Genomic DNA, 21,397 nt, shown 5'->3' with positions numbered 1-21,397 from the left:
AGTGTTCGTGAATACCCGAATATTTACCACCATAAAATTGCCTAACAATTTAACTCATCTATAATTTAGAGTGCCCTAGCGAACTGGGAAAGCGAACAGGGAGAGTGGGAGAGTGGGGGAGTGGGGGAGTGGGGGAGTGGGGGAAGTCAAAAGTCAAAAGTCAAAATTCCTCCCTTTTCCCTTTTCCCTTTTGCCTGGCCCCTAACCCCGACGCCCGACGCCTTTGTCTCTAACCTCTTGTCTCTAGTTTCTCCTTTGAAGTTCCTCTTTGCCAGGAGCCGAGGCCCCTATGCCCCAATACCCTACACCCCTGGTAAAATAGTCAGTCTGACATATGTAAAGGCGTTCTTGCAAATGCGTATCTCTCTGAACTGGCTGCGGGAACTGGTTGATTTCACGATGACCCCAGAAGAGTTGGCCCATACGCTGACAATGGCTGGGTTTGAAGTAGAAGATATCGAAGATCGGCGCACTTGGGCTGATGGGGTGGTTGTCGGAAAAGTGCTGAGCTGTCAACCCCACCCCAACGCCGATAAGCTCAGAGTTTGCGAAGTCGATATCGGCGCTGCTGCACCTCTGAATATTGTCTGCGGAGCCGCCAATGTCCGCGCTTCTTTGTATGTAGCTGTAGCTACTCCTGGCACTTATCTGCCCAACATCGACCTGAAAATTCGGCCTACGAAACTGCGGGGTGTTCGCTCGGAGGGGATGATCTGCTCCCTCTCCGAGCTCGGTCTGGCAAAAGAATCTTCTGGCATTCATAGTTTTGACGATGAAGATAACCTGGAACTGGGCAGCGACGTTCGGCCTCTGCTGGGTTTGGATGATGCAATCTTAGATATCACAGCAACTGCTAATAGAGCTGATGCTTTGAGTATGGTAGGCATAGCGCGGGAGGTGGCGGCGCTCGCTGGGGCAACTCTAAAATTACCAGAAGCTCAAGAGGTGTCGATCGCAGCTAAAGGCACTGGCCTGATGCTGAAAGTTGAGGAGCCTCAAGCTTGTCCTGCTTACATAGGAACAGTAATCGAACAAGTTAAAATTGGCCCTTCTCCACAATGGCTGCAAAGACGTTTGCAATTATCTGGTGTGAGACCTATTAACAATGTAGTCGATATAACTAACTACATACTATTAGAATGGGGTCAACCGCTGCACGCTTTCGATCGCGATCGTTTACAAGTTGTTGCAGGTAAAAATTCGCTCGCGATTGGCGTCCGCTTCGCTCAACAAGGTGAATCCCTCAAAACTTTGGATGGGCAGACGCGCACGCTACAACCCCAAACGCTCCTCATTACAGCTAACGATAAGCCTGTCGCCCTCGCAGGGGTTATGGGCGGTGAAGAAACCGAAGTCCACGAAGGCACTCAAAATATACTTCTGGAAGCTGCCCTATTCGATATGATGGCGATTCGCCGTTCTGGGCGCAGTCAAGGTTTGCGGACTGAAGCTTCGGCCCGTTATGAAAGGGGCGTCAATCAGGCAGAATTAGAAATTGCCTGTCGTCGCGCTATCGGGATGATCGCAGAATTGGCAGGCGGTTTACCTGTAGTTCGAGAAATAGCGGACGCCAGACCGAATCAGTCTGCTTGGACGCGATCGATCGAACTGCGTCTGGAACGGGTAAACCAGATTTTAGGGCCGATCGATTTGGGAGAAGATGTTGGGGAACTGCAAGCGCCGGATATCGAACGCATCCTGACAGCACTCGGTTGTCAAGTCACTCCCGCTGCTGCTGAGAAAGTCTGGACGGTAACCGTACCCCCCTATCGCTATCGCGATTTAGAGCGGGAAATCGATTTAATTGAAGAAATTGCCCGTTTGTACGGTTACGACAACTTCTGCGATGATTTGCCCGCAGAGACAGAAGCCGGCTATATTTCCGTTGACCAGCAACTAACTCGGAAGCTGCGAGAAGCTTTGCGGGCAGCGGGATTGACGGAATTAGTGCATTACTCTGTGGTCAAACCGGAAGCAGATACAAAAATTATCATTCGCAATCCCATGTTCTCTGAATATTCGGCTTTGCGAAAAGATCTCATATCGGGACTGATCGATGCCTTTCAATACAATCTCGAACAGAAAAATGGCCCCCTGAACGGGTTTGAAATCGGTCGCATCTTCTGGCAAGAAGAAGATGGATTGATGGAAGCAGACTCGGTAGCCGGTATCATTGGTGGCGATCCCACTCTCGGTAAGTGGACTCGTTCCGGTCGCGAAGAACCGATGAGTTGGTATGAGGCAAAGGGTGTGCTGGACAATGTGTTTCAGCGATTGGGTTTGAAGGTAGAGTATCAACCAGACCGACGCGATGAGCGTTTGCATCCGGGACGTACTGCTTCTTTGTGGTTGCAGGGCGATCGTTTGGGCACTTTTGGCCAACTCCATCCCCAGTTGCGGAAAGAACGGGATTTGCCAGATGCAGTCTACGTTTTTGATTTGGATTTGGATGTGTTGTTGGATTATTTGGATCGGGATGAAAACTTTATTCCCACGTTTCATCCTTATTCTTCTTTCCCCGCATCCGATCGCGATATCGCTTTCTTCGCACCATCACAAGTGTATGTTGCCGAAATAGAAAGGGAAATGACTAAAGTTGCTGGGGATTTGTTGGAGTCGGTGGAATTGTTTGATGAATATAAGGGTGAAAATGTGCCGCCGGGACAACGCAGTTTGGCATTTCGCTTAATTTATCGAGCGAGCGATCGCACTCTCACCGATGAAGATGTCGAATCCGTTCACGGAAAAGTTCGCGAAGCCCTACGCGACAAGTTCAACGTCACTCTCAGAAGTTAATTAATTTTAGATTTTAGATTGTATACTCAATCCAAAATCTAAAATCTAAAATCCAAAATCCAAAATCCAAAATCGAGCCATGCCAAAGTACGTGCTGTGGGGAAGTTATTGCGAAGATGTTCTGGAAAAACGGGCACCTTATCGCCAAGCTCATTTAGATGGACTCGCCGCCCAAAAAGAATCTGGTGTTTTGGTTACTATTGGCCCTACCAAAGATTTGAGCAAAGTTTTCGGTATCTACGAAGCACCAGATGAAGCTACTGTACGTCAGTTGATTGAAGCCGATCCCTATTGGCAAAACGGTATTTGGACAGAATACGAAGTCCGCGAGTGGATTCAAGCAATTTGAATACACTTACTTCTTGAAAAAGCCCAAGAGAACTCCAACCCCTAGCCCCCTCCCGCAACAGAGAGGGGGCATTTTGACACTCAGCGCCCTAAAAGTGCGGTGATTCTTCGGCTGAAAACAGCTTCCACCAATAATGTTACCATCACAATAAAATTGAGTTTCATATCATATCCCGTAGCATCGTTTGCGTAAAAAAATCGCTTTCTTATCTGCGTTTATCTGCGTTTATCTGTCTTTATCTGCGGTAAAAATTTAACCCCCGCTCTCCCACAGATAAGCTCTCGCATCAGTCTGACAATACAGATGCAACCAGACACAATATCATATCTGTGTTCATCTGTGTTTATCTGTCTTCATCTGTGGTTAAAATTTAACCCCCGATTCAGTGCAGACAATCCTCAAGAGCATTCTTAAACTACCGATGCTAGCGGACATAATATAATTTATTTTGATTTATATTCAAGAGATTGAATAATCAATTCCAAGCCAGATTGACCGAGATCGGAAGCATCTAAGAGCGCATCTATTCTTTCTTTTGTTATTTCCCTGATAACCATTCTGCACGCAGTTTCTCAATCGCTTTCTCTTTCAGCTTAGCCTCAACTTCTATCGAAGGCGCGTTGTGATAGGAACTCGGCATTACAGCAATCAAATCGCTGTGGTGTGGGTCGTTAAAAGATTCGCATCCATTAGAAATATGTACGAGTTGCCATTCAGGATGAGGCCAAGTTGTCCGCGCTGCTGCTAACATTTCAGCAACGCTGGGATGATCGTAACTATCCAGTTTTTCGTGAATAATATGGTGGTGAGCGTCAAATACCATCGGGACGCCTGTGGCGCGACAAATTTCGAGAATTTCAGAGGCGCTGTAAGCGTATTCGTCGTTTTCTAATGCTAATCTGGAGCGAATACCCTCCGGTAAATTGCGGATAACATTAATCAGACGTTCCGATCGATCGCTCTTTCCTCCGTGTATTTCCATAACCGTCCAAGGCGATCGCGCCAACCCCAGCATATCCAAAATCCGGGCGTGAGTGCTGAGAATCTTAATGCTATTTTCGATTACTTCCGGTTTATCCGAACTTAGCACGACAAATTGGTCTGGGTGAATCACTATTCTGATCCCAAGTTCGGTAGCAGTCGCTCCCGTTTTTTGCAATTTCTCCGCAAATTCACTTAGTACCCCTTCGCCTACAGGTTCGTCCGCAAATGGAAATAGCGCAGAGGTAACGCGATACAAGCGAATGTTGTGGAAATTGCAAAATGCGATCGCCGCATTCAGCCGGATCGAATTGTCAGTATACAACTCCCGCAACACCCGTACCTGTTCTTCGGGTGCTAATTGCAACAGCCGTTTGCGCGTCAAAGCACGATACCGCACTTTGTCAGAAGCGGTAATGCAAACTAAACCTAATTGTGGCACTATATTATTCGTTGAATTCATTTTTCTGCGGCTTGGGGTAAAAACGTTGCCCAGAGATGTCGGTACGAAACACTTTACCTGTTTGTTTATTTATTTTTACCACGGTTGCAGCCGAATCCTTGAGCGGTTTTCCGCATGAGTAATCCTCTTGAAAAATCGGTTATTCTGCGCTAATTAAATTGCTTGCGATCGCATTAGCTTTAACCGCACTCTTCAGTTCGTGACTTACTGGTAAATAAATATTCCTCAAAAATTGCCCCAAACTTTATACCTGATTATTCGAGCCATCCAAAAACTTTTGAAACTGAGGACATCTCTCACACTTAGAATCCCTATCTGGCATCAAGCAATTACGCTTATTATTTAAATCGATCCCAACTAAACTACCTGCAATAAAACTCAATCCAGCAAATGTTATTGGTGAGCGTATTGCAGGAAGTAAGTCTCGTTGCACTATGCCACCTTCGTAAGTGATTTCGCCGATTGCATCCCAGGCTAAATTCTCCCAACGAGCGGTGAAACTATTATCGCAAAAGCTCCATTTTAATAAACCCCAGTCACATATCTCACTTTCACCGCTGACTTCAATACCGCTCAATTTTCCATTGGAAAAGTTTACGATTCCATTCGTCAAACTTCCACCACCGTCTAACCAAGTTGATGACTCATCAGTACTAAAAAAACGCCAAGCTCCAGAAGCTATTCCCACGGTTTCGTAACCTATTCCCGTTAAGGATGAACTATCAACACTAAAACAACCGCCGACATTTCCCCATCCAGGATTCCCTAAAGGTACGGTAAAATGGTAATCAAGTACAGCACTTTGGGCTTTGGCAGTCTGGATAGCTGAGAGAGGAGTGTTGTTTAAATTTGTACGATCGGTACCTATCATCGTCAAATTTTTCTCCTGTTCCATACTAACCTCTTAACTATGATTATTTCTTTAGATAGATATCAATACTTACTATAGCAATCAAAAACTGAGCTTATATCTTTTTTATTATTTTTTAACCTTATTTTGGTTTATTTTTTTGTTAAAAAGTATTTTCCATGAGGGAGCAGATCTTACCGAAAGTTATATAAGCTTTATTTATATAATTCTCTGCTAGCACAGCTTTGTCATGAAATTTTGGAAGGGACGCAAAAATTGCATATTTCGTGAAATTGGCGTATCCCATGCCAAACCCACAAAAATACGTAAAATTTTCCAAGGTAAAAGTAAAAAGACAAACATGGAAAATAAAGAGTCCTTTTACTTTTGTCTTTTTACTTCTTATTACCCTTGATTTTTTGCAAAGATTGTGGTTTGTGAGCAGCCTCTTTTCCAGATTTATCGCTTTCTACCAGATATTCCGGGTTATCTTCTGACGCAGCAACATGGTGTCCTTTAATATCGGTCGCAGAAGTAAGTTTTTCCTTCACCTCGCCAGTGGTAGTACCTTGAGAGGTTTTCCACTCGACGCGATCGCCTTTTTTCAGTTCGTCAGTCAAAGGTTTGCCTCCTTTTCCATACTTTCAGTAATTCAGTGCGTTACGCTTGACGCACCCTACAGACTTTTTTCAACCTCTAAACGTTAAGTTTTATTTCTAAATCGATATCGGACATCAGCCTAATTACATATTTGCCCATCCTGGTAAAATAACCTTGTTCTTACTTTTGCAGGTTGTTATGTCGTCCGAAAAAACATCAACTTCCCAATCAACCACAGGTGCAGATGCTATTGATGAAGCGATCGCCCAAGGAATAGACTTTGACGGTAGCCCCATTCCGCTTGCCAAACTGGAACTCTATCGCCAGGTGATGGGGTTGGAAGCAGGACGGCAAAGAAGCGGTGTATCGAATACGATGCGATCGCGCATTGTTCGCATCGGCGCTAAACACATTGCCCAAGCAGAACTCAACCAAATGTTAATAGACGCCGACTTTGCACCCCTCAAAGAGAAAGAAATTGCTTTTTACTATGGCGGGAAATAGTATTGCATAATTTCAGATTTAAAATTGCAGATTGCAAATTTTAAAATCCATTTTAAATCTGCAATCTAAAATTTGAAATTCCCTTAGTCAATCACCAAACACCAATTAACAATGCAGCTAGGAAACTTGACAAAATATCCGTACCCTTCAGGAAGACGGGTGATTATGGGGCGGCGGGGTGCGGTGGCGACAAGTCAACCCCTAGCTGCTTTAGCTGGTATGGAAATGCTGATGTCTGGAGGAAATGCAGTAGATGCGGCATTGGCGATGGCGATCGCACTTACTGTACTCGAACCCACCTCCAACGGCATCGGTGGAGACGCTTTCGCCCTAGTTTGGGATGGCAAATTGCACGGTTTAAATGCTTCTGGAAAAAGCGCCCAAGCTCTCACTAAAGAAGCATTTAACGGCATGGATAAAGTACCATCTACCGGATGGTTACCTGTCACAGTTCCCGGTGCGGTTTCTGCTTGGAGAAAGTTGTGGGAACGCTGGGGAAAATTGCCCTTCGAGCAGTTATTTGCGCCAGCAATTCGCTATGCTGAGGAAGGGTTTCCAGTATCGCCAGTAACGGCACAAGCTTGGAAAAGAGCCGAAAGCATCTTTCTTCCTCTCACTCGTCCGGAATTTCAACATTTTAAAGAAGTGTTTTTTCCTGGCAACCGCGCCCCAGAAGCGGGGGAAGTTTGGGGAAGTGAGTGGCACGCCAAGACCCTGAGAGCGATCGCATCTTCTGGCGGCGAAAGTTTTTATCGAGGAGAAATAGCCCAGCAAATAGCAAATTTTGCTAGCGATACAGGTGGGTTTTTAACCATAGATGATTTTGCCAAACATCAAGCAGATTGGGTAGAGCCAATTTCCACAAATTATCGCGATTTAACTGTTTGGGAAATCCCCCCCAACGGACAAGGCATAGCTGCCTTAATAGCTTTAAACATTTTAGAAGGTTTCGATATTGCCAAATATCCCCGCGAATCAGTCGAAAGCTATCATCTCCAAATCGAAGCAATGAAGTTGGCATTTGCCGATGTTCACCGTCATATTGCCGACATTCGGTTTATGACACTCGCCGCAGAACACCTTTTAGACAAAGCTTATGCAGGCGAACGGAGAAACTTAATTAATGATAAAGCTATACCTATAGCTGAACCGGGACTTCCTCAAGGTGGAACCGTTTATTTAGCAGCAAGTGATGCAGAATTAATGGTTTCTTTCATCCAATCAAATTTCGAGGGATTTGGCAGCGGAATACTCGTCCCCGGTACTGGCGTAGCATTGCATAACCGGGGAATCGCTTTCAGTTTAGAAGAAGGACATCCCAACCAAATTGCACCCTCAAAACGTCCGTTTCATACAATTATTCCCGGATTTCTCAGCCAAAACGGTCAACCTTTAGGGCCATTTGGTGTTATGGGAGGGCCAATGCAACCCCAAGGACATCTTCAAGTAGTAGTAAATTTAGCCGATTATAGGATGAATCCGCAAGCAGCTTTAGATGCTCCCAGGTGGCACTTTGTATCGGGAAAAAGAGTACTTTTAGAGCAAGCAGTATCTCAGGAGATAGCACAGGCGCTATCTGAAAAAGGCCACGAAGTTCGAGTGACCAAAGATGTAGCACTGTTTGGTAAAGGTCAGATTATCTTACGCCAAAACAGAGTTTTGATTGCCGCTTCCGAACCACGCGCCGATGGCATGGCAATAGCATACTAAAAACCTATCCCAAAAACCACATTAACAGAGATAAACATCTGCGTTTATCTGCGTTTATCTGCTTTCATCTGCGGTAAAAAATAGTTAAAATTTAGTTTTCCCATAGACTCCAAAACCCGAAATAGAAATTATGGCTCCCACCCTTCTCATTACAGGCGCTTCTCAAGGCAGTGGCAAAGCAACAGCACTTTTATTTGCTCGCCAAGGTTACGATGTTGTCCTAGCAGCACGTCAAGCAGACAGATTAGAAGTTGTAGCGCAGGAAATTGAAAACCTCGGTCGTTCTGCTTTAGCTGTTTCTACCGATGTCGGAAATATCGAGCAAGTACAAACGCTGGTCAACAAAGCTCTAGAAAATTTCGGAAATATCGATGTTTTGATTAACAACGCAGGCATCTGTCTCACTGCGCCAATGGAAAGAACTTCTCTGAGTGATTGGCAGCAGATTATGGACACGAATTTTTGGGGATACGTTTACACAATTAATGCTATTTTGCCTCATTTTTTAGAGCGAAACACAGGCACTATTGTCAATGTTGGTTCCTTCGGCGGAAAAATGCCTCTGCCACAAATGACCGCCTATTGTGCCAGCAAATACGCAATCACCGGGTTAACAGAAACCCTTCGCTTGGAACTCGCACCTAAAGGCATCGACGTATCTGCCGTACATCCTGGAGTTATCAACAGTGATTTTATGGAACGCGCTATGTTTCGAGGTAAAGATGAAGCCGAAATAGAATCGCGCCGTCAGCAGATCAAGAAGGTACTTGAATCATCGTGGGTAAGCAAACCGGAAGATATAGCCAATGCGATTTGGGATGCTGTTAAAAATAAACGATCTGAAGTAGTTGTTGGCCCTACATTCCTTGCTACAGAAGTATACCGTTTATTTCCCGGTTTTATGCATTGGGTAATGACTCAAAATGCGAAGTAAATTAGAAGTACTTTACTTGCCAAATGCTCAGGCTTACAATTGACGCAATCATGGACGAGTGTATTTTCCCTAAATCTGCAAGTAAAGTAACGCAAAGATAAATATCAATTTTTTTATAAATGTTAAATTTACTCATAAAAAACTTTACAAATATTTATTTAGTGCGATAAACTACATAATTTGTTATTAAAATTACCCTTCAATAAATAAATGAACTATTTAATTTTCGAGAAATATTATCCATCATATAAGAATCTACCTTTAGGAGGTGGTCATCATGTTAATTGAACGCCCAAATGTAGCACAACCGACGCCGGAAGAAAAGCAGCACCTAGAACGACTAAAAACCGTGATTAATAATGCCGTAGCCGATGGCAAGATTTCTCGCAAAGAACTTGATGATATTAGAGCGGCAACCTATGCTGATAAAAAAGTTACGGTGACTGAACTTGAATTGTACAGAAAACTCGTTTTAGACAAAATTGAGACTGGAGAGCTTCAATATGATTGGTAAAACCTTGTAGGGTGGGCATTGCCCGCTAAATATTCGTGGGCGATGCTCTCCTGACTAAAAATAAAGTATGTTAAATTTTGTCTACGTTCTGTTGACAAAACTCGATCGCCTCTGACAAATCGCTAGTAACTTGCGGATACTCGATCGCAGGCGGATCGATAACTACCAAAGTTACTCCTAATTCATCTGCTATGCTTCGCTTAACATCTTCCCCGCCACTAGCACCGGAAGCTTTTGTCACTACCATTGAAATCTGCCAATGACGCCATAAAGCTTTTTCCAAATCGGCAGAAATTGGCGGTCGCATAGCAAAAATTCGGTCTGGTGTAAATCCAGCAGCTATTGCTGCTTCAATAGAAGTACTGGAAGGTAAAACCTTAGTAAATAAAGTCGATCGCTCTTGCCAAGGACGAAACAGAGGTAAAGCTTTATACCCGACAGTCAGCAGCACTCGCTGTCCTTCCAGATAATTCCCAGCCACAAGCGTAGCAAAAGTATCTAACTGAATCAGTTTACTATTGACGATCGCATTATTCTCGCCCTGCAAACGCGGGCGTTCGTAGCGCAGATAGGGGATTTGCAATTGGGAACAAGCCGCGATCGCATTCTGAGAAATCTCCACCGCAAAAGGATGAGAAGCATCAAGTACTGCCACAATATTTTGGGCGAGCAAAAATTGCCCGATCTCCGAAGGGGAAAGACGCCCCACCCAGACACGCAAAATCGGCACATCGGGATAGAGCGATCTCGCAGTTTCCGTAGTTACCGAAATAGTGCAAGGCAGCTGAGCTTGTGCGATCGCAGCTGCCAGCTGCATACTTTCGGTAGTTCCACCGATCAGCCACAGTCGTTCAGTTGATTCTACTCGGTACTGCAAAAGCCCACTCTGCCAAGAAAACGATTAACCCTTGAGAGCTTTGGTAAAGTTCTTACGATACGATTTGTTAACCAGTAAAAATGGCCACAACATCGACATAGATAGCCGAGTCGTCAAATTGCGGTTGAAGTTAGTCTTCTCAAAGCCAGTCCAGAACTTCCAGACCCCGCCTACGTAAGTTACCAGTAATGCTATGACAATTAAACTATTCATAAACTCTCCTTGCAGCGGATACCCTCTTTATTTCAATTATGTTTACTCAGCCCGTCGTTGTCAGAAGGGCTAGGGCGTCGGGACTAGGGCTAGGGCGTCGGGCGTCGGGAAGAGGGAAAAAGAGGAATTTTGAATTTTGACTTTTGACTTTTGACTTTTGACTTTGGGCTGCCCCTCTGCCCCATCACCTTAGCCGATTCAAATCTTTAATATTAAAAAGGGGCGACATCCTTTTACGACGCCGGAGCTGGAGTGCTAAGCCCTGGCTGGGATCTGTAGACAAGCCGATCGCCAAGAATTCAAGACGACAAAGCAAAAGTGGAAACAGGAGGAACTATGCGGGCAGTGCTAATGGCTGGCGGATCTGGAACTAGGCTGAGACCGCTAACTTGCGATCTGCCAAAACCGATGGTGCCGATCCTGAATCGACCCATCGCAGAACATATCATAAATTTACTCAAAAGGCATCACATCACCGAAGTGATTGCCACCCTGCACTACTTACCCGACGTTATCCGCGACTACTTCCACGATGGCAGCGACTTTGGCGTCCAGATGACCTATGCTGTGGAAGAAGACCAGCCGTTGGGGACAGCAGGTTGTGTAAAAAACATTGCCGAACTTTTAGATAGAACATTTTTAGTGATCAGCGGCGACAGCATCACCGACTTTGACCTCAAAGCCGCCATTCACTTTCACAAACGCCGTCACTCAAAAGCCACGATAATTTTGACCCGCGTTCCCAATCCGATCGAATTTGGTGTGGTCATCACCGACGAAGAAGACCGTATCAGCCGTTTTTTAGAAAAACCATCCACAAGCGAAATCTTCTCCGATACCGTCAACACCGGCACCTATATCCTAGAACCAGAAGTCCTAGACTATCTACCAGCCGGCCAAGAAAGCGACTTTTCCAAAGATTTATTCCCCCTTCTCCTCAACAAAGGCATCCCCATGTACGGCTACATTGCCGAAGGCTATTGGTGCGATGTCGGTCATCTCGACGCCTATCGGGAAGCTCAATACGATGGGCTTTACTCCAAAGTCAAACTCGACTTTGCCTACGAAGAAAGATCTGCCAAAGCCAGAGGAAATCGAATTTGGGTAGGCCAGAATACCTACATCGACCCCTCCGCCGAAATAGAAGCCCCCGTCCTGATCGGTAACAACTGCCGCATTGGCCCGCGAGTGCAAATTGAAGCTGGAACCATCATAGGTGACAATGTGACGATCGGTGCCGACGCCAGTCTCAAACGCCCAATTATATGGAATGGAGCGATCGTAGGCGAAGAAGCCCATCTCAGCGCCTGCGTAATCGCCAGAGGTACCAGAGTAGACCGCCGCGCCCACGTCCTGGAAGCAGCCGTAGTCGGTTCCCTTTCCACTGTAGGAGAAGAAAGCCTGATCAGCCCAGGCGTCCGCGTTTGGCCCAGCAAACAAATTGAATCTGGCGCTACCCTCAACATCAATTTAATTTGGGGTCAAACAGCACACCGCAATTTATTCGGGCAACGGGGTGTCTCTGGATTAGCTAACATCGATATCACCCCAGAATTTGCCGTGAAACTGGGAGCAGCTTACGGCTCCACTTTAAAACCCGGTTCTCAAGTTGCTGTTTCCCGCGATCAACGCAGCATTTCCCGCATGGTCTCCCGTTCTATGATTGCCGGTATGATGTCCGTGGGAGTCAACATTCAGAACTTAGAAGCAACATCGATTCCCATTGCTCGCACGCTTATTCCTACCCTCTCAGTTGCCGGTGGTATTCATATCCGCATACACCCAGACCGAGCCGATCATATTTTAATTGAATTTTTAGATGGCAAAGGCATCAACATCTCCAAAGCTCAGGAGAAGAAAATAGAAGGGGCATATTTCAAAGAAGATTTGCGGCGAGCCCAAATTCACGAAATCGGTAACATGGCTTATCCCAGCCAAGTGATGGATATTTACAGTACCAGCTTTGAGAAGCATCTTAATGTAGAAGCAATTCGCTGTAGCAATTCCAAAGTCGTAATTGATTATGTTTATGCTGTCTCTGGCGCTGTGCTACCGCAACTTTTGGCAAAGTTTGGCTGCGATGCTGTAGTTCTGAATGCCAGTCTCAATCAAACTGCCGTATCCATAGCAGAACGAGAAGCTTTACTGCATCAACTCGGTCATGTTGTGGAAGCACTCAAGGCTACTTTTGGCGTTCAGGTATCTGCAAATGGGGAACAAATGATTTTGGTCGATGAATCTGGGATGCCAATTCGGGGCGAGATGTTAACCGCTTTAATGGTGGATATGATGCTTACTGCTAATCCCAGAAGTACGGTAGTGGTACCGGTTCATGCTTCCAGTGCTGTAGAACAAATTGCGCGTCGTCACGATGGCAGAGTAGTTCGCACCAAAGCTAATCCCAGTGCTTTAATGGAAGCGTCTCAGAATCATCCTAATGTGGTTTTGGGCGGTTCGGGAGAAATGGGGTTTATTTTCCCCCAACTGCATCCGGGTTTTGATGCTATGTTCTGCATTGCTAAACTGATCGAGATGCTGACTATTCAGGAGCGAAGTCTCGGCTCCATTCGCGAATCTATGCCCCGCGTTGCACACAAAACTACCTCCGTTCGTTGCCCTTGGACAGTGAAAGGAGCCCTGATGCGTCATTTGGTGGAAACCCATTCAACTGACAGCTTAGAGTTAGTCGATGGCGTCAAGATTTGCCATCGATTTAACGATAGTTGGGTGTTAATTTTACCAGATGCCGGGGAGCCTATGGTGCATATTTTCGCCAACAGTAACGAGCGCGAATGGGTGGATGAAACTTTGAGGGAATACCGCGCCCGCGTTCAAAACTTTGTTGACGATCAGCAGGGATTGGAAGCTGTTGTAGATATATAATTGCATCATTAGCAATTAGTAATTTACGAGTTTCACAAGTCATTAGTTAACAAATAAGCGATAATGAATAATAGCAATAGCAATTGCCAATGAGCGATGACTGACGATCGATGACTGATGACCGATTAGTAACTGAAAAAGGACAATTTGATTATGAATAGCTGCATTTTGATGGCAGAGGTCGTTGAAGAACCTCAACTTCGCTATACACCGGGCGACCCCCAAGTCGCTGTTGCTGAGATGTTTGTGCAATTTCCCGGCCAACGGGAAGAAGACCCGCCCTACACTATAAAAGTGGTAGGGCGGGGAAATGTTGCACAGGAAGTTCACCAACGCTGTCACCGGGGCGATCGCATCGTGATTGAAGGTCGTCTTAGCATCGTAACTTTCGAGCGAAGGCAGGAAGGTTTCAAAGAAAAACGTGCCGAATTGACAGCACAAAAAATTCACTATCTGGGTAGCAACGACGGTTTTCAAACTGCAACAACAAGCGCGATGCCTGTCTCCACGCCATCTACAACATCAAGAAACACGACAAATTATGTCGGTTCTGAATCTTATCGTTCAACCGCTGCAACAGCAACCGTTCCTCCTGTTTCTACCCACACTGCCAACATGGCTAATATTTCCTCAGTAGACGATGATGAAGATGAACCAATACCGACTGCTAAAAAACAGTCATACCAAAGTCAATCAATAGCTGGAAATCAGCCTGATGTTGATGACATTCCTTTTTAAGTGACATCCTCCCACACTAAATCAAAGATTATAGTGTGGGCTTCCAAGACTCACGACTTGGCTTTCCTGGTTGTTCCCTTACGGGGTTTCGACACTTGTCTAGACTGAGTTACCCCAGTCCCCGGTAGTTCGTCTGCACAGGCAGTTTCCATTCCCGTCTGTCCGACGGTACTAACTAACTTAATTCCTCGGTTTCTAATTACTTGACTACTAGCTACATCCCTATCAGTTTTGTATGCACAATGAAGACAGTTGTGTATCCTAATACACAGGTCTTTTTTGACTTCAGAACCACATTCAGGACACTGCTGAGAAGTTCCTCTAGCATCAACTTCACCGAAGCACTTTCCACGCTTCCAGCATACATACTTAACAATGCTTCTGAATTGACCAAAAGCAGCGTCAAGCATATCTTTTCCAAACATCCCTTTAGCGCTGGTTCTTTCTTAAGTAAATTTCCCTCGCCTAGCTGATTTAAAAGCTTCAAAAACCGGGTTTTTTGAAGAAACCGGGTTTTTGCTTAAAAACATAATTTGGCGAAAATGTCAATACTCTACGCAGGCCCGATCGCATCGATCAAAGCTTCCAGTGCGATCGCAATATGAGCCCGATGCGTTCCTCCCTGACAATAGACGATGTACGGTTCCCGCAACGGCCCATCGGCGGAAAACTCCAAAGTGCTGCCCTCGATAAACGTACCGCCAGCCATCACCACTTTACTTTCATATCCCGGCATTTCCCAAGGCACCGGTTCGACGTAGGAATCTATAGGTGAATGCTGCTGAACAACTCGACAAAAAGCGATCAGCTTCTCCGGCGTACCCAGCTTAATTGCTTGAATCACATCTCGCCTGGGACTCATCGGCAAAGGATTCACCGGATAACCCAACTTGTCAAACACATACGCAGTCAGGTGATTGCCCTTCATCGCCTCCCCAACTATCTGCGGGGCCAAAAACAACCCTTGAAACAGCAGGCGATTTTGATCGAAAGTAGCACCGCCAGCACTGCCAATTCCGGGTGCTGTGAGGCGACAGGCGGCTGCTTCCACTAAATCTTCTCTGCCGGCAACGTACCCACCAGCACTCACCACCGTACCGCCGGGATTTTTAATTAAAGACCCGGCGATGAGGTCAGCACCGACGTGGGTGGGTTCCTTTTCTTCGATAAATTCGCCGTAGCAGTTATCCACAAAACAAACTGTGTCAGGATTTTGCTGCTTGACGATGTAGATAATTTTCTCGATATCGGCAACAGAAAGGCTGGAACGCCACGAATAACCGCAGGAACGCTGAATGAAGACCAAGCGAGTATTGTTTCCTACTGCTTGCGAAAGGGCATCGTAATCGACAGTTCCTGCCTTAGTAAGAGGCAATTCTCGGTATTTAATGCCAAAGTCAATTAATGAACCCTGACCATGACCCCGCAACCCAATTACTTCTTCCAGGGTATCGTAGGGGGAACCGACGACCGCCAGCATTTCATCTCCGGGACGCAGGACGCCAAACAAGGCGCAAGCGATCGCGTGAGTGCCAGAAACAAACTGCACCCGCACTGCCGCCGATGAAGCACCCATGACGTCAGCAAATACCAAATCCATTGTCTGACGCCCCAAGTCGTCGTGACCGTACCCGGAAACTCCGGCAAAGTGATGGGCTCCCACTCGATGACGGCGAAAGGCTTCCAAAACTCTTTTGAGATTTTGCTTGACCTGAGCGTCAATACCAGAAAAAATCGGAAATAGTGTTTGTTCTGCTTCCAGCAGCTGTTTAGAGCTGTTCATAAGTACCTCACGGGAGCTTGGAAACCTTGTCTCTTTAGAGCAAGGAGGAAAAAGGACACGGCGACTAAAGTCGCAATTGCTATTATTGGTATAACCACAAAGACCTTGATTGGTGGGTGAAACTCCCCGCAGTTGGACGTTGTAGTTAAAAGGCTGTTACTTGAAATGGCTAACTCGGTGCATAGCACTCTACTTCGACGCTCTGCAAATAAAGACAATCGGTGCGAGTGAACCAATAAGCATACAACAAGTAGACCCAATGGTATGGTTACTTCCAGCCGGAGGGAGTAGAGGCAATTGACACCCCCTGTCGCACAACACCGAAATGCGAGTAACTACGGTTTTGGGAGTTGTGGTACGAGCAATGACTAACATTTTTTAGTTACCTCCTTCTTTAAGAAGAATTTCCGCGTCTTTAGACCGGAGAGTGTCAACAATTCCTCTTTCACGATATAGTTGGCTCGTAGAGCGGCATCACAATATTGCCGCCCTACAAGTCCTAGATAATTATGCGGATTTTTGGGTCACGCAGATTGGGCTGCACAATTCGTATCAAGGTTACTGCATGACGCTTGCCACCTCAACCAAACTTCGCCTCGATTGGCCTGTTATTTTGTTTATGGTTGCGATTCACATCGTAGCCATCTTTGCTTTCCTTCCGGGCAATTTTAGCTGGGCTGCGGTAGGCTTGGCTGTCTTTCTGCATTGGGTTACGGGTGGTTTGGGAATCACCCTGGGATTTCATCGCCTGGTCACTCACCGCAGTTTTCAAACGCCAAAGTGGCTGGAATATATCCTGGTATTCTTTGGTAGCTTAGCCTGCCAAGGCGGGCCGATCGATTGGGTGGGTATGCACCGCCTCCATCATTTGAACTCAGATAAGGATGGCGATCCTCACGATTCCAACAAAGGTTTTTTGTGGAGTCATCTGAGTTGGATGCTTTACGAGCTACCGTCTAGGGATGAAATTCCCCGCTTTACCAAAGATATTGCAGAAGATCCAGTTTATCAGTTTTTACAAAAGTATTTTGTCCCGCTCCAAGTTCTCCTGGGCGTAGTGCTTTATTTGCTGGGCGGCTGGGCTTTTGTGTTGTGGGGAATCTTTGTGCGTTTAGTTGCTGTGTATCACTGCACTTGGCTAGTTAACAGCGCTACCCATAAATTTGGCTATCGCACCTATGATTCAGGCGATCGCTCTACCAACTGCTGGTGGGTTGCTTTGCTAGTCTACGGTGAAGGTTGGCACAACAATCACCACGCATTCCAATATTCGGCTCGTCACGGTTTGCATTGGTGGGAAATTGACCTCACCTGGATGACGATTCAATTATTACAAGCTCTTGGTCTGGCCACAAATGTGAAACTGGCACAAAAGTAGATTTAGGGGCTAGGGGTTAGGGGCTAGGGGTTAGGGGCTAGGGGTTAGAGGTTACGGGAAGAAGGGAAAAGGGAAAAGAGAAAATATTAATTCTTCTGCTCCCCCGCTCTCTTCCCTCTTTCCCTAAGCCCTAACCCCTAGCCCCTAGCCCCTTTTTTTTGACCTAAAATCTGCCATTGCCTTGGACAATGTGCTTAAGAGTTGTTAAGGTTTCCATACTAATCAAGCCGCGCCGATGTCCTTTTTGGTTGGACATACCGAGAAAAATGTTATCGCCTCGCGAGGGATTGCGCGAAAAGCGAGGAGTCGCGTTGATGTATGTAGTGGCACTATTGACGCCCAAGGCAAACTGACGGCTTTCTTGGTAAGATTCCGTGACTATGCAGTCGGCATGACCGCTGCTGTATTGGTTAATCCAAGCGATCGCCTCTTCCAGGCTATTGACTACTTTAAAAGCTACGGTCTTGGTTAAGTAAGGTTCGCCCCACTCCGACTCGCTCACTTGCTTCAAGTCGGGAAATTCATTGACTAACTGGGCATCCCCTCGAATTTTAAAGCCCTTTTCCTTTAAGCTGTTCCAAAGCGTAACCAAGGAAGAGGGCTTTTGATTGCTGTGGATGAGAACTTTTTCGATCGCGTTAACCGGGTCGGGTTCGCTTTGATGGCTATCTAAAATCATCCAACGAGCCAACTCCAAACTACCAGATGGCGACCAAAACAGATAACAATTCCCCATCCCCGCTTTTAAAACAGGTGCAGTTGACTGCCGCACTACCTGCTGCACAAGGCTGGGGCGACCGTATGGTATGACTAAATTTATATATCGGTCTTGAGTGATTAAATCCCGCAGCGAACTACCTAGATCCGATGGCAGCAATTCCAAACATCCCGCCGGCATACCAACATCTTGCAAAGCTGACTGCAAAGCTTGGGCGATCGTCGCATTCGAGTGACTCGCCTCTGTTCCCCCTCGCAGAATCAAGGCATTGCCGGTTTTGATACACAAACCCGCCGCTAGGGCCCCCAATTCCGGGAATGCCTCATACACTAAAGCAATTAGCCCCAAAGGCATGAGCTGGCAATAAGTTTGGGAGTGTTCTAACTGATAGGAAGCGCTCATCACTCGCCGCAACGGATCGGACAATTCTCCTAACCGCTGTAGCATTTGGATCGTCGTCTGGAGACGTTCGGGTGTGAGTTTCAGCCAATCCAAAATTAGTTCTGGCACCGCCATTTCCCGACTCGCCAAAAGGTCGAGGGTATTTGCTTCTAGAATCTCGTCTGAGGCACGTTTCAGCGCTTGTGCCATTGCCACAACAGCGCGGCTGCGATCGACTCCCTTGGTTGTACCTAAGTCGAAAGATGCTCTCCAGGCGCTGCTAACTGTCGCCATCAGATCGGGTGCTGCATCGAACGTTTCAGCAGTCATAAAGCTAACGCCTGTAAGCTAACCACTGTATCAGCGCTATTAATTCCACAAGCACTACGGGTATTATTGCCCACAAATGCCTGTTAGCTAAGTTTGGGATGTTGCAAACCCCTATCACCCATATAAGCGGAAGCAGGACAACTAACACAAAAGCCGATGCCAAATAATGTTCTTTCAAACCAGTATGGGCTCTGTACCATCGACTACCCGTCCACAGCCAAGCTTTCTTGTAGGGATGCGTTGTCGATAGTTGCTCAATTACCTGTTCGCTTTTTTCCACGACAAATATTTGCTGACAGCGATTGCAGCCAAAGGCTTCCGTCAGCACGATCGGCACTAAACGACCCTTTCGTCCGCAGGGACAAGGGTATTCAGCATTCAAATCTATCTTTTGGGCTTTCGGGGATGGCACAAGCGGTCTTTAAGCAAACCGAGTTTATCCAAAGGGGATTTAAAACATTTTATTGACACTCCTCGCGCTTGAGGGCGGGGATTCTTGGTTCAACGAGTCCACTCAATACAACCCAGTTGCCTGTTTTGCACTAGAGATGGTTCTCTCCCCAAGCGTTTACTCCATTTCAGAAGCCTGTTTGGGTATGCCCTACCCTACAGTTTCAACCTCAAAAATTTTGGTTTTCTGGTTCTTGCTGCATGAAGATTTTACCTAACAGTGCATTTCCTGCTAGAACCCTCTATCCTCAATTTTCAAGGTGCGTTGCCTCTAGGAGACTGGGTTTTTATCCAGGTTGAATACCCTATCCTGCTAGACATTGAGATTAACACAAAATTAATGAAAGCCGTCCTAGAAGTACCAGTTCGATCGCCTAATTTTTCGCTAATACACTGTCAATTTCGGCCTCTTTCCTTCGCAAAAACTGCTGAAATGTTAACTGGCGAAGTTCAAGCTCTTAGCTTTTGCGTTTATTTTAACTTTAAAGCGGGCAACGCGATTCGAACGCGCGACATTCACCTTGGCAAGGTGACGCTCTACCACTGAGCTATGCCCGCAACCTCTCAACTTTCTTTAGTATGTCAAAATAACTCCTGTATGTCAACTATGGAAGATAATTTTTTTGGCAAGCCATTTCTGGATCTATCTCAGACCCGATACCTATACTTCGGCGGACTCTCTGGGAGCAATAGCACTTTTTAGGGAGGCAGGTATGGGCTGAATATCTGGATTGCCCTTGAGTTGACGCATCAAAGTCGCCATTTCCAGAGCGCTCATCCCATAATCCCAGCCTTTATTGCTCTTTATTCCGGCCCTTTCCAGAGCTTGCTGCATCGTGTCTGCGGTCAAGACGCCAAATACTACCGGAACACCGGTTTGAAACCCAGCCGCAGCAATTCCCTTGGATACTTCCGCCGCCACGTAGTCAAAATGAGGCGTTTGGCCTTTGATTACCGCACCCAGGCAAATTACGGCATCATAGCGCTGGCTAATTGCCATCTGGCGGGCCACCAAAGGTATTTCAAAACTGCCCGGTACCCAAACATAATCTACCTGAGTGCCGTGAGGATTGACATCGACGCCGTGGCGTTTCAAACAATCTTGACAACCCTCCAAAAGTTTGCCCGTCACGAGGTCGTTGAATCGACCGATGACGATCGCAAACCGCAGAGATTCTGTCTGAGTAAAATTTCCCTCGAAAACTGCCATGTCAATAGTCCTTTGCCATTAATCGTTTGTTATGAGTCATCAGTCATCAGTCATTAATCATTGGGTATCGGTCATTTGTGAGTTTTCAAAAGTCAGAAGTCAGAAGTTATTGGTTAGCTTCTCATAACTGAGAGACCGATAACCGATGACTAATGACAAACGACTAATGACTGATGAACTCGGATCAAACAACAAAATAGCTCAATGCGCCCACTATAAGCACCAGAGCAACCCAGACGCCGGAACCCAACCACAGAAGCCGTTTGGATTGATCCCAATTCTGAGGTGTCGCGTAAGCAACGGGGACGCCCACCACCATAGCAAAGGATACGACGACTAGAGCAAACAAGGCTAATTGAAACAAAATTGTCATTTGCGGTTCTCCCAATACAGCAACAGACCGAGCGACATTCCCACCTTTTTTAGTAGGGGGATTTTTAGTTATACAAGCGTTATTTAGCGTCAATTGCTAAGGATACAATATCCGATCGCTTACCCTGCCAATTTTCTAGCCGTGTCTAGCTCTTGTTCGGAGAACGGAGGTGCGAAGGGGGTAATTGACCGTACCCCGACCACTAACAGCCTAACGGACTTCTAACACGGTCTACCGTCTTAAGGCATTTTATCAGCACAGCGACACGCCTCTGCCCACCTCGATCGCGCCCAAAGTAATACTAATTCTTGGCGAAGTTCGATCGCAGGCGAAAGAGGGGGAGAGCGGGGGAGCGGGAGAGA

The 21,397-nt window shown here is 46.2% G+C and carries 19 protein-coding genes, 1 tRNA gene and 1 pseudogene; 9 read left to right on the top strand and 12 right to left on the bottom strand.

Annotated features, from left to right (window positions below; all coding sequences use genetic code 11):
• The first annotated feature begins 354 nt into the window (after positions 1-354).
• Both pheT and H6G03_RS10370 read left to right on the top strand, forming a co-directional pair.
• Positions 355-2,796, top strand: a complete 2,442-nt coding sequence (gene pheT, locus H6G03_RS10375; RefSeq protein ID WP_190464295.1) for a phenylalanine--tRNA ligase subunit beta — start codon at positions 355-357, stop codon at positions 2,794-2,796.
• Positions 2,797-2,875: 79 nt separating this feature from the next.
• Complete coding sequence (locus tag H6G03_RS10370; protein WP_190464294.1) at positions 2,876-3,145, top strand: YciI family protein; 270 nt, start codon at positions 2,876-2,878, stop codon at positions 3,143-3,145.
• Positions 3,146-3,683: 538 nt separating this feature from the next.
• Here H6G03_RS10370 and uvsE read toward each other — a convergent pair.
• The 3 genes from uvsE to H6G03_RS10355 all read right to left on the bottom strand — a co-directional run bounded on the left by uvsE (position 3,684) and on the right by H6G03_RS10355 (position 6,059).
• Positions 3,684-4,589: a UV DNA damage repair endonuclease UvsE gene (uvsE, locus tag H6G03_RS10365; protein ID WP_190464293.1), complete on the bottom strand. Its 906-nt coding sequence runs from the start codon at positions 4,587-4,589 to the stop codon at positions 3,684-3,686.
• 244 nt (positions 4,590-4,833) lie between these two features.
• Positions 4,834-5,484 (bottom strand): hypothetical protein, encoded by a 651-nt coding sequence (locus H6G03_RS10360; RefSeq protein WP_190464292.1) that lies wholly within the window; start codon positions 5,482-5,484, stop codon positions 4,834-4,836.
• A 350-nt stretch (positions 5,485-5,834) separates the two neighbouring features.
• Complete coding sequence (locus H6G03_RS10355) at positions 5,835-6,059, bottom strand: hypervirulence associated TUDOR domain-containing protein (RefSeq protein ID WP_190464291.1); 225 nt, start codon at positions 6,057-6,059, stop codon at positions 5,835-5,837.
• A 178-nt stretch (positions 6,060-6,237) separates the two neighbouring features.
• On the opposite strand from H6G03_RS10355, the gene H6G03_RS10350 reads away from it, so the two are divergent.
• The 4 genes from H6G03_RS10350 to H6G03_RS10335 all read left to right on the top strand — a co-directional run bounded on the left by H6G03_RS10350 (position 6,238) and on the right by H6G03_RS10335 (position 9,701).
• Positions 6,238-6,543 carry a small RNA NsiR4-regulated ssr1528 family protein gene (locus H6G03_RS10350; RefSeq protein WP_190464290.1) on the top strand — a complete coding sequence of 102 codons (306 nt, stop codon included), beginning with the start codon at positions 6,238-6,240 and terminating at the stop codon, positions 6,541-6,543.
• Positions 6,544-6,654: 111 nt separating this feature from the next.
• Complete coding sequence (locus tag H6G03_RS10345; protein ID WP_190464289.1) at positions 6,655-8,253, top strand: gamma-glutamyltransferase family protein; 1,599 nt, start codon at positions 6,655-6,657, stop codon at positions 8,251-8,253.
• Positions 8,254-8,383: 130 nt separating this feature from the next.
• On the top strand, positions 8,384-9,187 hold the full coding sequence (locus H6G03_RS10340) for an SDR family NAD(P)-dependent oxidoreductase (protein ID WP_190464288.1): 804 nt from the start codon (positions 8,384-8,386) through the stop codon (positions 9,185-9,187).
• A 277-nt stretch (positions 9,188-9,464) separates the two neighbouring features.
• Positions 9,465-9,701: a hypothetical protein gene (locus H6G03_RS10335; RefSeq protein ID WP_190464287.1), complete on the top strand. Its 237-nt coding sequence runs from the start codon at positions 9,465-9,467 to the stop codon at positions 9,699-9,701.
• 70 nt (positions 9,702-9,771) lie between these two features.
• Here H6G03_RS10335 and H6G03_RS10330 read toward each other — a convergent pair whose 3' ends face one another.
• Positions 9,772-10,578, bottom strand: coding sequence for a cobalt-precorrin-6A reductase (locus H6G03_RS10330; protein ID WP_242056988.1), 807 nt, complete (start codon positions 10,576-10,578; stop codon positions 9,772-9,774).
• A 24-nt stretch (positions 10,579-10,602) separates the two neighbouring features.
• Positions 10,603-10,791, bottom strand: a complete 189-nt coding sequence (locus H6G03_RS10325) for a hypothetical protein (RefSeq protein ID WP_190464286.1) — start codon at positions 10,789-10,791, stop codon at positions 10,603-10,605.
• A gap of 336 nt (positions 10,792-11,127) precedes the next feature.
• On the opposite strand from H6G03_RS10325, the gene H6G03_RS10320 reads away from it, so the two are divergent.
• Together H6G03_RS10320 and H6G03_RS10315 are read left to right on the top strand one after the other, a co-directional pair.
• Positions 11,128-13,674, top strand: a complete 2,547-nt coding sequence (locus H6G03_RS10320; protein WP_190464285.1) for a mannose-1-phosphate guanyltransferase — start codon at positions 11,128-11,130, stop codon at positions 13,672-13,674.
• Between the two features lie 153 nt (positions 13,675-13,827).
• Positions 13,828-14,412 (top strand): single-stranded DNA-binding protein, encoded by a 585-nt coding sequence (locus H6G03_RS10315; protein ID WP_190464284.1) that lies wholly within the window; start codon positions 13,828-13,830, stop codon positions 14,410-14,412.
• A 50-nt stretch (positions 14,413-14,462) separates the two neighbouring features.
• Here H6G03_RS10315 and H6G03_RS10310 read toward each other — a convergent pair.
• Positions 14,463-14,855, bottom strand: a pseudogene (locus H6G03_RS10310) (zinc ribbon domain-containing protein); the annotation flags it as partial.
• 110 nt (positions 14,856-14,965) lie between these two features.
• Positions 14,966-16,195, bottom strand: coding sequence for a methionine gamma-lyase family protein (locus tag H6G03_RS10305; protein ID WP_190464283.1), 1,230 nt, complete (start codon positions 16,193-16,195; stop codon positions 14,966-14,968).
• Between the two features lie 565 nt (positions 16,196-16,760).
• Between H6G03_RS10305 and H6G03_RS10300 the strand changes: the two genes are divergently transcribed.
• Entirely contained in the window at positions 16,761-17,573 is an 813-nt protein-coding gene (locus H6G03_RS10300; protein WP_190464335.1) for an acyl-CoA desaturase, read from the top strand.
• A 163-nt stretch (positions 17,574-17,736) separates the two neighbouring features.
• On the opposite strand, the gene H6G03_RS10295 is transcribed toward H6G03_RS10300, so the two are convergent.
• From H6G03_RS10295 to psbZ, 5 genes are all read right to left on the bottom strand, one after another.
• A complete protein-coding gene (locus H6G03_RS10295; RefSeq protein WP_190464282.1) occupies positions 17,737-19,002 on the bottom strand; it encodes a glutamate-5-semialdehyde dehydrogenase in 1,266 nt (421 codons plus the stop codon).
• 4 nt (positions 19,003-19,006) lie between these two features.
• Positions 19,007-19,414 (bottom strand): hypothetical protein, encoded by a 408-nt coding sequence (locus H6G03_RS10290; RefSeq protein WP_190464281.1) that lies wholly within the window; start codon positions 19,412-19,414, stop codon positions 19,007-19,009.
• 524 nt (positions 19,415-19,938) lie between these two features.
• Positions 19,939-20,010: transfer RNA gene (locus H6G03_RS10285), tRNA-Gly, on the bottom strand.
• A gap of 103 nt (positions 20,011-20,113) precedes the next feature.
• Positions 20,114-20,662, bottom strand: a complete 549-nt coding sequence (ribH, locus tag H6G03_RS10280) for a 6,7-dimethyl-8-ribityllumazine synthase (RefSeq protein WP_190464280.1) — start codon at positions 20,660-20,662, stop codon at positions 20,114-20,116.
• Positions 20,663-20,846: 184 nt separating this feature from the next.
• Complete coding sequence (psbZ, locus tag H6G03_RS10275; RefSeq protein ID WP_190464334.1) at positions 20,847-21,035, bottom strand: photosystem II reaction center protein PsbZ; 189 nt, start codon at positions 21,033-21,035, stop codon at positions 20,847-20,849.
• Positions 21,036-21,397 lie beyond the last annotated feature (362 nt).

It is taken from the genome of Aerosakkonema funiforme FACHB-1375, from assembly GCF_014696265.1.
Taxonomy (GTDB): domain Bacteria; phylum Cyanobacteriota; class Cyanobacteriia; order Cyanobacteriales; family Aerosakkonemataceae; genus Aerosakkonema; species Aerosakkonema funiforme_A.
The sequence above is the reverse complement of the archived record's forward strand: the minus strand, read 5'-3'. Positions and strand labels throughout refer to the sequence as shown.

Bases quoted from the DNA above. Each gene is read 5' to 3' on its own strand.
- H6G03_RS10315 (WP_190464284.1), top strand. From the start codon at position 13,828: ATGAATAGCTGCATTTTGATGGCAGAGGTCGTTGAAGAACCTCAACTT.
- uvsE (WP_190464293.1), bottom strand. From the start codon at position 4,589: ATGAATTCAACGAATAATATAGTGCCACAATTAGGTTTAGTTTGCATT.
- H6G03_RS10320 (WP_190464285.1), top strand. From the start codon at position 11,128: ATGCGGGCAGTGCTAATGGCTGGCGGATCTGGAACTAGGCTGAGACCG.
- pheT (WP_190464295.1), top strand. From the start codon at position 355: ATGCGTATCTCTCTGAACTGGCTGCGGGAACTGGTTGATTTCACGATG.
- H6G03_RS10345 (WP_190464289.1), top strand. From the start codon at position 6,655: ATGCAGCTAGGAAACTTGACAAAATATCCGTACCCTTCAGGAAGACGG.
- H6G03_RS10335 (WP_190464287.1), top strand. From the start codon at position 9,465: ATGTTAATTGAACGCCCAAATGTAGCACAACCGACGCCGGAAGAAAAG.
- H6G03_RS10340 (WP_190464288.1), top strand. From the start codon at position 8,384: ATGGCTCCCACCCTTCTCATTACAGGCGCTTCTCAAGGCAGTGGCAAA.
- H6G03_RS10350 (WP_190464290.1), top strand. From the start codon at position 6,238: ATGTCGTCCGAAAAAACATCAACTTCCCAATCAACCACAGGTGCAGAT.
- H6G03_RS10360 (WP_190464292.1), bottom strand. From the start codon at position 5,484: ATGGAACAGGAGAAAAATTTGACGATGATAGGTACCGATCGTACAAAT.
- psbZ (WP_190464334.1), bottom strand. From the start codon at position 21,035: ATGACAATTTTGTTTCAATTAGCCTTGTTTGCTCTAGTCGTCGTATCC.
- ribH (WP_190464280.1), bottom strand. From the start codon at position 20,662: ATGGCAGTTTTCGAGGGAAATTTTACTCAGACAGAATCTCTGCGGTTT.
- H6G03_RS10370 (WP_190464294.1), top strand. From the start codon at position 2,876: ATGCCAAAGTACGTGCTGTGGGGAAGTTATTGCGAAGATGTTCTGGAA.
- H6G03_RS10295 (WP_190464282.1), bottom strand. From the start codon at position 19,002: ATGACTGCTGAAACGTTCGATGCAGCACCCGATCTGATGGCGACAGTT.
- H6G03_RS10325 (WP_190464286.1), bottom strand. From the start codon at position 10,791: ATGAATAGTTTAATTGTCATAGCATTACTGGTAACTTACGTAGGCGGG.
- H6G03_RS10305 (WP_190464283.1), bottom strand. From the start codon at position 16,195: ATGAACAGCTCTAAACAGCTGCTGGAAGCAGAACAAACACTATTTCCG.
- H6G03_RS10300 (WP_190464335.1), top strand. From the start codon at position 16,761: ATGACGCTTGCCACCTCAACCAAACTTCGCCTCGATTGGCCTGTTATT.